Origin of the sequence: Streptomyces sp. NPDC006923, assembly GCF_040635655.1 — a bacterium.
Lineage (GTDB): Bacteria > Actinomycetota > Actinomycetes > Streptomycetales > Streptomycetaceae > Streptomyces.
The window spans coordinates 303,839-316,567 of the sequence record NZ_JBEYIF010000002.1 but is presented as its reverse complement, the minus strand read 5'-3'; the positions used below and the strand labels follow the sequence as shown (position 1 = coordinate 316,567).

The window sequence follows — 12,729 nt, the reverse complement described above, 5'->3', positions numbered from 1 at the left end:
TCAGAGCAGTGTGAGCTGCGTGGCGCCCGGTCCCGGGTCCGGCGTTCCCGGCCGTCGCGGCTCCGGCTTGCGCGGTTCCTCGATCCGCCGGGCCGCTCCCCGGCTCGCGGGGCCGATCCCGTACTCGTTGGCCAGCTCGTGCACCTGGCGGGTCACCTGGCGCTGATACCACTTCGGCGCGTAGGCGCTCCCGGCGTACATCTGCTCGTAGCGCGCCACCAGACGCGGATGGTGCTGCTCCAGCCAGGCCATGAACCACTCGCGCGCGCCGGGCCGCAGATGCAGGACCAGCGGCGTCACGGACGTCGCCCCGGCGGCGGCTATCGCCCGCACCGTCGCGCGCAGCTCCTCGGGATCGTCGCCGAGGAACGGGATGACGGGCGCCATCAGCACCCCGCAGCCGATGCCGCTGTCGGCCATCGCGCGTACGACATCGAGACGGCGCTCGGGCGAGGGGGTGCCCGGTTCCACCGTGCGCCACAGCTCCCGGTCGGTGAAGCCGACCGAGACGGAGACGCCGACCTCGGTGACGGAGGCCGCCTGCCGGATCAGCTCCAGATCGCGCAGGATCAGCGTGCCCTTGGTAAGGATGGAGAAGGGGTTCGCGCGGTCGCGCAGCGCGGTGATGATGCCCGGCATCAGCCGGTAGCGGCCCTCCGCCCGCTGGTAGCAGTCGACATTGGTCCCCATCGCGATATGGGCGCCGTGCCAGCTCCGGGAGCCGAGATGGCGGCGCACCAGCTCCGGCGCGTTGATCTTGACGACGATCTGGGAGTCGAATCCGAGACCGGTGTCGAGATCCAGATAGCTGTGGGTCTTGCGGGCGAAACAGTAGACGCAGGCGTGTGAGCAACCCCGGTACGGGTTCACCGTCCATTCGAACGGCATACGGGACGCACCCGGCACCCGGTTCACGATCGAGCGGGCGCGGATCTCGTGGAAGGTGATGCCGCGGAATTCGGGGGTGTCGAAGGTGCGTGTGGTCACCGCGTCCGTACCGAAGAGCGCGATGTCCCCTGTCGTCCTCGATGTCGGAGGGTTTTCGACCAGATTGTCCCAGCGCATGGATACCTCCTCGGTAGTGCTCCCGCCATAATAGAACACATGTTCCCTTGATCGCCTCCGCGTGGATTTGGGCGGGCGCGCCGGAGGGTGGTTGGGTGGCCGCACCCCACTGATGAACGAGTGCTGGAGGAAGAGTCATGGCGCAGGTCGAAGCCACTACGGAGCGGGTCATCGCGGCGGACGCGGAGACGGTGTTCGATGCGCTGGCCGACTACGAACACACCCGTTCGAAGCTCCTGCCGTCGCACTTCAGCGAGTACGAGGTGCGGGAGGGCGGCGACGGCGAGGGCACCCTCGTCCACTGGAAGCTCCAGGCCACCAGCAAGCGCGTGCGTGACTGTCTGCTGGAGGTCACCGAGCCGACCGACGGCCGGCTGGTGGAGAAGGACCGCAATTCCTCGATGGTCACCACCTGGACCGTCACCCCGGCCGGTGAAGGCCGTTCGAAGGCCGTCGTCACCACCGTCTGGGACGGCGCGGGAGGTGTCGGCGGCTTCTTCGAGCGGACCTTCGCCCCCAAGGGCCTGGGACGCATCTACGACGCCGTGCTCGAGAAGCTGGCGGCGGAGACCGAGAGCAAGCCCGGGTCGGACGCGGGAACCGAGCCCGGCAAGTAACCGCGGCGGATCCCCGCCGACGTCACCGTTTCGAGTGGTTTTCCCCGCGGCGTCATCGCGTGCTCCCCGCGCGACGCGTCGCGGGAAAGGCCCTGATGAGCGGCTCGACACCCGCGCCAAAGCCCAACCCGCCCCCGTCCCAACGCTGTTCGGCGGTACGTATTGCGCTTGCTCCCCCTTGGCGTGTAATGCGAAGAATGACGCCGCGCAGGTGTGACGAGGGGAGCAGTACGTGGGCGGGATCACTCTGGTGAAACACGTCGAGCAGGTCGCTGTACCGCCCGCTCCGACAGCGGCCGGCCCGCCGCCACCGCCGCTCACCGGCGGCCCGGACCCCGCCGAAGCCCTCAGCCCGCGCCGGGTGCGGCTGGTCTTCGTCGGGCTGATGCTCGCCCTGCTGCTGGCCGCGCTGGAACAGATGATCGTGGCCACCGCCCTGCCGAAGATCGTCGGCGAACTGCACGGGCTCGACCGGATGTCCTGGGCGATCACCGCCTATCTGCTCACCTCGACGATCGGCCTGCCGATCTACGGCAAGCTCGGCGACCTCTTCGGCCGCAAGGGCGTCTTCCAGTTCGCGATCATCGTCTTTGTCATCGGGTCCGCGCTCGCGGGCTGGTCCCGCACCATGGACCAGTTGATCGCCTTCCGCGCCATCCAGGGCATCGGCGCCGGCGGACTCATGATCGGCGTGCAGGCGATCATCGCGGACATCGTGCCGCCCCGGGAGCGCGGCCGGTTCATGGGCCTCATCGGCGCCGCCTTCGGGCTGGCCTCCGTGGCGGGCCCGCTGCTCGGCGGCTTCTTCACCGACCACGCCTCCTGGCGCTGGTGCTTCTACTTCAATGTGCCCTTCGGCCTGGTCACCCTCGCCGTCATCACCGTTGTGCTCAAGCTGCCCACGCCGGCGGTCCGGGGCCGGCTGGACATCCTGGGCGCGCTGATGCTCGCCGCCGCCTCCACCTGCCTGGTCCTGCTGACCAGTTGGGGCGGCACGGAGTACGCGTGGGGCTCGCGCGTCATCCTGGGCCTGGCGGCGGGCGCGGCCGGAACGACCGTCCTCTTCCTGGTCGTTGAGCGTTTCGCACCGGAACCGATCATCCCGCTGCGGCTGTTCCGCGACTCGGTCTTCAACATCACCGGCCTGGTCGGCGCCGTCATCGGCGTGGCGCTGTTCGGCGCCGCCAGCTATCTGCCGACGTTTCTCCAGATGGTCGACGGGGCGAGCGCCACCGAGTCCGGTCTGCTCATGCTGCCCATGATGGGCGGCATCGTCGTCGCCTCCGTCGTCTCCGGCCACCTCATCAGCCGTACCGGGCACTACAGGGTCTACCCGGTGCTCGGCAGCGCCATCTCGGTGGTGGGCATGTGGCTGCTGTCACGGCTGGAGACCGACACCTCACGGCTCGAATGCGGCATCGCGCAGGCGGTACTCGGCCTCGGGATCGGCCTGGTGATGCCGGTGCTCATCCTCGCCGTGCAGAACGCCGTACCGGCCGCCGACCTCGGCACCGCGACCAGCGCCAACAACTACTTCCGCCAGATCGGCGGCAGTGTGGGCGCCGCCGTCTTCGGCACCCTCTTCGCCAACCGGCTGACCGACGCGCTCGCCGACCGCATCCCCGCCGGGGCCGGCCTGCCCAGCGCCGAGTCCATCACCCCGCAGACGGTCCACGCCCTGCCGCCCGCGCTGCGCGACAGCTACATCCAGGCGTACGCGGACGCGATGCCGCGGATCTTCCTCTATCTCGTGCCGGTGCTTGTGCTCGGCCTGTTGATCGCCTTCTTCCTCAAGGAGAAACCGCTGGTGTCCCAGAACACCTCAGCCGCCGATTCCGCCGCGATCCCCGCCGCGCGCTCCGCGACTCCCAGCGCTCCGCCCGCCGCTCCTGGCGCGGCTTACGCTCCCGGCGTGGCCGTCTGCGGCACCGTGCAGCACCACGACGGCACCATCGTCCCGCACGCCGCCCTGACCCTCATCGACGTCCATGGACAGCAGATCGGGCGAGGCGCGAGCGGCGGCGACGGACGGTACGCGCTGAGCGTGCCCTGCTCCGGTTCGTATGTGATGATCGCGGCGGCGGGCGGACACCAGCCGCAGGCCGTCACCGTCACCGTCGGCGAACGCCCCGTCGAACTCGATGTGGTCCTCGGCGGCGCCGGACGCCTCGCCGGGTCCGTGCTCACCGCCGACGGCACCCCGGTGCGCGACGCCGCCGTGACCCTCACCGATGTACGGGGGGAGGTCGTGGCATCCACCCGCAGTGGCCGCGAGGGCAGTTATGTGATCTCGGAGCTGGTGGCGGGGGAGTACACCCTCGCCGCGAGCGCACCGGCCTTCCGGCCCGCGGCGCTCCCGGTCAGCGTGCAGGCGTCCCGCGAGACCCGGCAGGACATCGAACTGGCCGGCGGGGCCGTGCTGCGCGGCACCGTACGCGCCGGCGGCGGTCGGCCCGTCGAGGACGCGCGTGTCACCCTGCTCGACGCGGCGGGCAATGTGGTGGACACGCTCACCACGGGATCCGACGGCACCTTCCGGTTCGTCGACCTCTCGTCCGGCGAGTACACGGTGATCGCCGCGGGCTATCCGCCGGTCGCCACGGTGCTCCGGATGGCGGGCGGGGGGCGGACCGAACGGGACCTGCTGCTGGGGCACGAGGACTGACCGAATGTCAGCCGGTCAATAGGTAGTGCGCGGGCGCACTACCTATTGGTTCATTGCCCCCCGTATCCACCGCGGGGGCCGTACCGTGGTGGGCGGAGCCGCGGATCCTGGCGGCGGGGAAGGAGCCTCCCACCCATGGACAGTGGTATTCCGCCGGGACTGCCGCGGCTCGCCGCGGCCGGCAGCGTTCCGCTCGCCGTGGTCGTCGTGGACGGTGACGGTCTTGTGTCGCACTGGTCGAGCGGCGCGCGCCGGCTGTTCGGCCATGCGAGGCGGGACGCGGTCGGTCAGCCCGCGAGTGATCTGATGCCGGTCGCCGGCGCGCTCGCCCGGGGCGAACGCGGAGTGGCCCACGGTATGGAGGATCCGTACGACGAGCTGGGGCCGGAGCTGCACGCGCGTGGCTCCTACGCCACCGCCGGCCGCGCGAAGGTCTCCGGCTCGGGACACGGCCGGCTCGATGTGCTGTGGTGGGCCTACCCCCTGGCCGGGCCCGGGCCGGGACGTCATCTCGTCCTCGCGGTGGACGCGGCCCGGCTCCGGCCCGCTGGCGGGGGCGAGCGCGCGGACATGCCCCGGATCGCCCCGGGCTTCGCCCTCCACACGGAATTCCCGGACTCGGACGCGCTGGTCCGGCGGCTGCCGGAGATCCTGCCGGGCCTGAGCCCCGCCGAGACCGGCCGCATCGTCGCGCAGGTGCGGGAACTGGGCTACCCGGTGCTGGAGTTCAGCCGTTACGACCGGGTGCCCGTCACTCCGGACCAGGGCGTGCCGGGGCGGGTGGCCGGACGGTACGGCGGTCCCCCGTCCATGACCGAGCGGCCCGAACGGGGCGTCGCGGCCCCTCCTGGGCCGGGCCTCGAATACGCCGCGGCGCGGGAGCGGCTGGACTTCCTGGCCGAGGTCAGCGGCCGTATCGGCACCTCCCTCGACCTGGCGCGCACCGTCCGTGAGGTCACCGGCGCCGCCGTGCCCCGCTTCAGCGACTTCGCCAGTGTCCATCTGCGGGCCGCGGTGCTCGCCGGCGAGGGATTCCCGGACGGGCCGCCCGAGGCGACCACCGTCTGGCACCGCGTCCGGGTCGAGCACACTGACGAACGGGGCCGCTGGGACGACATGGTGCCGGTCGGCGAGGCCATGCCCCACCCCGAGCACACGTCGTTCTTCCAGTGCGTGGTCACCGGCGAGCCGGTACTCATTCCCCGGCTCGACGCTCTGGACTGCGACCGGATCGCCGGGGAGTTCGAGAAGTGGGATCCCCGGCCGCTGATCAACAACCGCTCTCTGCTGATCGTGCCGCTGAAGGCACGCGATGCCGTGCTCGGTTTCATGGTGCTGATGCGAAGACAGGACCGGGAGCCGTTCGACGACCTGGACCGCACGACCGGCGCCGAACTCGCCGCGCGGGCCGGTCTGGTCCTCGACAACGCGCGTATGCGCACCTACCGGGAGAACGCCGCGGAGACCCTGCGGGACAGCCTGCTGCCGAGGCTCGCCCCGCGCATGGCCGGCTGTGACATCGCCACCCGCCGGCTGCCGGGCACCCGGCTCGCCCGGGCCGGCGGCGACTGGTTCGACGCCGTCAAGCTGCCCGGACCACGTACCGCGTTCGTCGTCGGCGGTGTGCTGGGCCACGGGCCCGACTCGGCCGCGATGATGGGCCAGTTCCGTACCGCCGTACAGGCCATGGCGACCACGGAGACGCACCCCGCCCAACTGCTCCGCGGTCTCGACGACCTGGCGCGGCGGCTCGGCGAGACCTATCTGGCCACCTGTCTGTACGTGGTGTACGACCCCATCCGTTCCGAACTCCGGATCGCCAACGCCGGACATGTACCGCCGGTGCTCGTCCGCGCCGAGGACGGTGGCGCCGAGGTGCTCGACCTGCCGACGGGCGCGCCCCTGGGCGTGGGCGGAGTGGCATTCGGGACGGTGACCGTACGGGTGGCGCCCGGCGACCGGCTGGTGCTGTGCACCGACGGGCTGATCGAGGCGCGCGGGGACATCGCGGAGGGGCTGGCGGCGCTCTGCGCGTCCGCCGCGCACCCGGCCGCTTCGATGGACGACGCCTGTGATGCCATGGTCCGCGCGCTGAACACCCGTGACGGCCGCACGGACGACATGGCCCTGCTGATGGCCAGGCTCAATGGCATCCCGGACGACGACGTGGCCCGGTATCAACTGGCCCCCGACCCGGCCGAGGTGGCCAGGGCCCGCCGACTGGTCCGTGGCCGGCTGCTCGACTGGGGGCTGCCGGACGCGGTGGAGCCGGCGGAACTGATGGTCAGCGAACTGGTCACCAACGCCGTCCGTCATGCCGGGCCCGGCCGGGTCTGGCTGCGCCTGGTCCGCACGGACACGCTGCTGTGCGAGGTCGGCGACGACGAACCCGCCCCCGCCACGCTGCTGGACGCCGGCCCGGACGACGAGTCCGGCCGGGGACTGCGCGTGGTGAGCGGCCTGGCCAGGGACTGGGGCACCAGCAGGACGCCATCCGGCAAGACGGTCTGGTTCGAACAGGCGCTGACGCCGCGCACCCGCTTGCCGCGGGGCCGCGGCTGACCGGGGCCCCGTGTTTGACCGGGGCCCCGGTTTTTTGACCCTGCCTTGACCTTTGTGCCGCTCGTTCGGCACGCGATCATGTCACGCGTGTTTCACGTCACCCCCGGCGGAAAGGCCCCGCCGCGACCGGGCGGCGCGTTTCTTTCGCTCCGGTAGGACGGCGGGATCCGGCCACGCACCGCTATGCGGTACCGGGGCAGAGTGATTCCGGTTTGCTAACGGCAACCGGAATTAGAAAATCACTCGGGTAAAACTCCACGGGAATCAGTCGTTCGCCCTTCGTGTGCGTAAATGCACTCATGCACCCCGTCGGCGCCCCCGGCGCCAAGTGGCGAATTAAGGACAACTGGGTCAAGGAGGCGTTCAGGCCGCCGAAGGTATGGCCGGTATTGGTGATCCATGAGGTGTTTGTTCCGATGCGGAGAGTCGCTCCGCCGTTACTAAATCTACCCAAAGACGGGCACGGGATCGCTCCGCTGAATGTGCCAGATGGCCAAAACGGACCGTCAGGTAATTCCTTGACGCGGCTTGTCTTGACTGTTAGAAAATGACGTCGAACGGGGGGAAAAATGTTCGCAGATCTCGGCTGCACATACAGAGTTCATCAACTCGGAACATGTCGCGCCGATCAGGGGCCGCCTCTTCGGTGAGCCCTTCGGCCAGCCGATTCCTTACTTCACGCGCCGCAGCGAAACGGGCTCTCACGCGGTCCCGGATCGCTAGCTCCGCCTGCCATTTCGCCTGCTAACGAACGGTCCGTGAACGTGAAAGCATATCTTGACCTGCTCCGTATCGGCGACTACCGGCTGCTCTGGTCGGCGCTCGTACTCAATCTGCTCGGCGACGGCGCGACCTACGCCGCTCTGGCCTGGATCACCGTGGAACGTGCGGGAGCCGCCGGCCTGGGTGTCCTCGGTGTCTGTCTCACTCTTCCGGTGATCCTGGGCGGAGCCGTGGTGGGCCCGCTGCTCGACCGGTTCTCCCGGCGCAAGCTGTTCATCTACGACTCGGTCTTCCGCGGCGCCGTGGTCGCCCTCATCCCGCTCCTGGCCTGGCTGGGAGCGCTGGAACAGTGGCACCTGTACTCGGTCGCGGTGGTCTACGGCCTGCTGAAGATCATCCCGCTGGCGGGCACCCCGGCGGTACTGCCCGAACTGGTGCCGGGCGAGAAGCTCCAGGCCGCCTCGGGGCTGGAGGCCACGGCGATGGGCGCGGCCAATGTGGTTGGTCCGGCGCTGGGCGCGCTGCTGATCGCGGCCTTCGACGCTCCCAGTGTGCTGGTGCTCGACGCGGTCACCTATCTGATCTTCGCTCTGCTGATCAGCCGGATCAAGGCGCCGATGGGCCGGCCCGAACCGACCGGCGAGACCGGGACACGGCGGAAGCCCGGCTGGACACCGGTGTTCAAGCTGATCGTGCGGGACCGCTTCCTGCTGGTCCTCACCCTGTCGTTCGCGGCCTTCAATGTGTCGGCCGGCGCCCTGGTGGTGGCCCTGCCCTGGCTCGCCAAATTCGAATTCGACAGCGGACCCGGTGTGCTGGGTCTGATGCTCGCCGTCATGGCGGCCGGTGAACTGATCGGCTCGCTGGTCTCGGGCGCGGTCCAGACCTCGGAGAAGCAGATGCTCCGCATCGGTGTGCTGCAACTCCTGTCCGGCGCCGTGCTGTTCCTGCTCGTACCCACCAGCCTGCCCTGGATCCTGCTCGGACTCGCGCTCAACGGCATCCTCTCCGCGCCGATGACCGTGCTCGGCGGTGTGGTCCGGATGACCCGCGTCCCGAACCAGATGCGCGGCCGGGCCATGACACTCATGCGCACCCTGATGGCCGGCGCGCTCCCGGCGGGCTCCGCCGTCGGCGGTGTGCTGCTCAGCGGCAGCCACTACACCGGGCTGGTGCTCGGTGTCGCCGCGCTCGCGGCCGCCCCCGGTGTCCTCACCGTGGTGCTCTTCCGCAACACCGCGTTCAGATTGGGGGTGACAGCCGGTGAGCAGCAGGATTCCGTCCCTGCCACGTCCTGATGTGCGAGCTGCCGAACCTGACGCCCTCCTTCTGGTCACCGACCGGCCCCGTTCGCTGAACACCGGCGAAGCGTCCGGCATCACCCTCGCCCCGCCCGAGGACCTCGCGGAGCGGTTACGGGAGGGCCGACTGGCCCTGGCCGCCTTCGCGGTGGTGCTGCACCGGTACACCGGCCAGCGAGAACTGCCGCTCGACGCCCGCCTGGCCGGGAGCGGTGACGGCGCCCTGACCCTCACCGTCGATCCGGACGAGCCGATCGCCGCGCTGCTCGACCGGGCGGACCGGGCCGTCGCCGACCGTCCCGGGGCCGGAACCGCCGTACGGTACGCCGATCACAGGACCGGCCCGGGAGAGCTGCCGGATCCGGCCGCCGAGATCGCTCTCACGGTCGACGGTGGCATGCTTCACCTGGGCTATCGCAGTTCGCTCTTCGACCGGGAGACCGTCGAGCGGTTCGGGGCCCATCTGCTCCGGGCGCTGCGCTTCCTGGCCGGCCGTCCGGACCGGCCGGTGCGCGCGGTCGAGCTGCTCGGCGAGGACGAACGCGCCCTCGTCCTGGGCCCGTTCAATGACACGGCCCGCCCGTATCCGGACAGCACACCGATCCATCGGCTCTTCGCCGATCAGGTACGCCGTACGCCCGATGCCACCGCGCTGAGCTGGCGTCACACCGTTATGACGTACCGTCAGCTCGCCGAGCGGGCCGACCGGCTGGCGGCGGCGCTGTGCGCCGCCGGTGTGCGGACCGGCGACCGGGTGGCACTGCGCACCGAACGGACACCGGACTTCGTCGTCGGAGCGATCGCCGTCCTCACGGCGGGCGGCGGCTATCTGCCGGTGGAACCGGGCTATCCGCGCGAACGCACCGAGCTGCTGCTGGCCGACTCCGGAGTCAAGGTCCTGGTCACGGCCCCCGGACTGCCCGCCGACTTCACCTTCGACGGCACGGTCGTGCCCACCGACACACCGGCCACGGACACACCGGCCCCCGATACGCGGATCACCGGAGCGCCGCCCGCGTCCGCCGGCTCCGCCGACGATCTCGCGTATGTCTGCTACACCTCGGGAACGACCGGCAAGCCCAAGGGCGTCGAGGTCACACACCGCAATGTGGTGCGCCTGGTGAAGGGCGCCGACTACGCCGACCTGGGTCCCGACACCACGATCCTGCCGACCGGCTCCATCGTCTTCGACGCCAACACCTTCGAGATGTGGGGAGCGCTGCTCAACGGCGGGAGCCTGCGGCTGGTGGACAACGACACCGTCCTCAGCGCTCGCGGGCTCGGCGCGGAACTCACCGAGCACCGCGTCACCACGATGTGGCTGACCTCGGCGCTCTTCAACCAACTGGCCGAACAGGACGCCGGTACGTTCCGTCCGCTGCGCCGGCTTCTCGTCGGAGGGGACGCGCTGTCCTCCCCGCACGTGGCCAAGGTGATGGCCGCCTGCCCCGGACTGACACTGGTCAACGGGTACGGCCCGACGGAGAACACCACCTTCTCCGTCACCCACCGCCTCACCGGCGCCGATCTCGACCGCATTCCGATCGGCAGACCCATCTCCAACTCCCGCGCGTACATCCTCGACGAGGACGACCGGCTGAGCCCGATCGGTGTGCCCGGCGAACTCTGCCTGGGCGGCGCCGGTGTGGCGCGCGGCTATCTGGGCCGGCCCGATCTCACCGCGGAACGGTTCGCGGCCGACCCGTTCGTACCGGGCGGACGCATGTACCGCAGCGGCGACCTCGCGCGCTGGCGGCCGGACGGTGTCATCGAATTCCTCGGACGGCGCGACCACCAGGTCAAGGTGCGCGGCTTCCGGGTGGAGCCCGCCGAGATCGAGAAGGCCATGCTCGGCCACCCGGACATCACCGAGGCCCTGGTCATGGCGCGCTCCCGGCCCGGCCGCGCCGACAAATTCCTGTGCGGCTACTACGTGTCCAGGCGGGAGGTGACCGCCGACGAGCTGCGCTCCCGGCTGGCGCTCACCCTGCCCGGCCATATGATCCCGTCCTATCTGACCGCGCTGCCGGAGCTTCCGCTCAATCACAACGGCAAGGTCGACCGCGGCCGGCTGCCCGACCCCGACGGTGCCCGGCCGGCCGCCGGAGCGGAGTTCCGGGCGCCCACCGGCGAGGCCGAGCGGGTCCTGGTCGAACTGACCGAGCGGGCCCTGGGTATGACCGGTATCGGGGTCCGGCACGACCTGCGCGACCTGGGGGCCGACTCGCTCACCGCGACCCTGATCGCGGCGGGCGTGGAGACACGGCTCGGCCGGCGCTGCCCCGTCAGCGCCGTACTGCGCGCCGGCACCCTGGAAGAGCTGGCGCGACTGCTGGACACCCTCGGCCCCGGCACGGGACCCGGGATCGATGCCGCTCCCGAACTGCCCAGCTATCCGCTCACACCACAACAACGCCAGGTCTACTTCGAGCAGCTCAAGGACGAGAAGGCCGTGCACTACAACGTGCCGGTCACGCTCGACCTGCCCGCCGACACCGACCCGCGACGGCTCGCGAAGGCCCTCGGCGAACTCACCGCGCGCCATGACGCGCTGCGCACCCGCTTTGTGATCGAGGGCGCCGAGGTCCGGCAGCTCATCGAGCCGGAGGTGCCGCTGCCGCTGCGTGTCCTGGACGGACCGCCGCCGCCCGTCGAGGAGTTCGTCAGGCCGTTCGACCTGGCACGGGCTCCGCTGTGGCGCGCGGAACTGCACCGCACCGCGACCGGCCGGCGGCTCCGCTTGGATCTGCACCACATCATCGCCGACGGCTTCTCGCTCGTCACACTGTTCGAGGATCTCGCGGAACTCTACGCGGGTCACTCTCCGGAGCCGCCCCCCGTCCAGTACCGCGACTACGCGGTGTGGCTCACCGGCCCGGCGGGACAGGCACTGCGGGACGGACAGGCGGCCCACTGGCGCGAGGCGTTCGCGGCGCCGGTCGCCCCGGCCGATCTGCCGACCGACGCCGAGCGGCCCGCGATGCGCGCACTGGACGGCGCCACCGTGGAGTTCGACCTGGGGCCGGCCCGTACCGAGGCGCTGCGGCGGCTCGCCCGCGGCCAGGACGTCACACTCTTCGCGGTCCTGGCGGCGGTGTACCACGTACTGCTGTCCGCCCTGAAGGGCACCACCGATGTCACCGTCGGTACCCCGGTGTCCGGGCGGACCGCCTCCGGTGTGCACCGGACGCTGGGGATGTTCGCCAACACTGTCTGTCTGCGCACCACCGTGGACCCGCGCGCGTCCTTCAGCGAGCTGCTGCGGGAGGTGGGCAGGAACGCCGAGAACGCCTTCGCCCACCAGGACTTCCCGTTCGAGGAACTGGTGGCGCTGGCCGCCCCCGACCGGGACTACAGCCGGACCCCGCTCTTCGACGCGCTGATCGCGCTGCACAGCGGACGCTATCTGTCGGTGGACCTCGGCGGCAGCCGGGTGCCGCTGCGCCTGGAACCCAACGGACAGGCCGTGTTCGACCTGAACGCGCAGATCTACGAGGTCGCCGGCACCCTGCGGGTGAGCTGGCAGTACGCCGCCGGGCTGCTGCTCCGTACGACGGCCGAGTCCTGGCGTGACGCCTTTGTGGCACTGCTCGACGCGGTGGCTGCGGACCCGTCCGCCCAGGTGGGTGCCCTGATCGCGGCCCACGGACCCGCTCCCGCGCCCGACGCCGCGCCCGAAACCGCGTCGTCCGGCTTCGACTTCAATCTCTGATCCCCAGCCGCCGATTCACCCTCTCGTCTCTCACATCACTGATCTCTGATCTGTCTTTGCCATGCAACGCTATGCAGGAGAGAA

The 12,729-nt window shown here is 70.6% G+C and carries 6 protein-coding genes; 5 read left to right on the top strand and 1 reads right to left on the bottom strand.

The genetic code is table 11. The features are described from left to right. The gene (locus ABZ707_RS04680) at positions 1-1,065 is read right to left on the bottom strand and encodes an Rv2578c family radical SAM protein (RefSeq protein WP_360167699.1); all 1,065 of its coding nucleotides are present in this window, start codon (positions 1,063-1,065) and stop codon (positions 1-3) included. A 137-nt stretch (positions 1,066-1,202) separates the two neighbouring features. Between ABZ707_RS04680 and ABZ707_RS04675 the strand changes: the two genes are divergently transcribed. The 5 genes from ABZ707_RS04675 (at position 1,203) to ABZ707_RS04655 (ending at position 12,645) form a co-directional block, all read left to right on the top strand. Further along, entirely contained in the window at positions 1,203-1,682 is a 480-nt protein-coding gene (locus tag ABZ707_RS04675; protein WP_360167696.1) for an SRPBCC family protein, read from the top strand. Positions 1,683-1,914: 232 nt separating this feature from the next. Continuing rightward, a complete protein-coding gene (locus ABZ707_RS04670) occupies positions 1,915-4,347 on the top strand; it encodes an MFS transporter (RefSeq protein ID WP_360167693.1) in 2,433 nt (810 codons plus the stop codon). Between the two features lie 135 nt (positions 4,348-4,482). Beyond that, positions 4,483-6,909 carry a SpoIIE family protein phosphatase gene (locus ABZ707_RS04665; RefSeq protein WP_360167690.1) on the top strand — a complete coding sequence of 809 codons (2,427 nt, stop codon included), beginning with the start codon at positions 4,483-4,485 and terminating at the stop codon, positions 6,907-6,909. 758 nt (positions 6,910-7,667) lie between these two features. Beyond that, a complete protein-coding gene (locus tag ABZ707_RS04660) occupies positions 7,668-8,930 on the top strand; it encodes an MFS transporter (RefSeq protein WP_360167687.1) in 1,263 nt (420 codons plus the stop codon). Further along, complete coding sequence (locus tag ABZ707_RS04655) at positions 8,896-12,645, top strand: amino acid adenylation domain-containing protein (RefSeq protein ID WP_360167684.1); 3,750 nt, start codon at positions 8,896-8,898, stop codon at positions 12,643-12,645. Before ABZ707_RS04660 ends, ABZ707_RS04655 begins: the two co-directional genes overlap by 35 nt. Positions 12,646-12,729: the final 84 nt, after the last annotated feature.

What these genes read in the sequence shown, in the direction of transcription:
- ABZ707_RS04680 (WP_360167699.1), bottom strand. Translation starts at nt 1,065, where the DNA reads ATGCGCTGGGACAATCTGGTCGAAAACCCTCCGACATCGAGGACGACA.
- ABZ707_RS04675 (WP_360167696.1), top strand. Translation starts at nt 1,203, where the DNA reads ATGGCGCAGGTCGAAGCCACTACGGAGCGGGTCATCGCGGCGGACGCG.
- ABZ707_RS04665 (WP_360167690.1), top strand. Translation starts at nt 4,483, where the DNA reads ATGGACAGTGGTATTCCGCCGGGACTGCCGCGGCTCGCCGCGGCCGGC.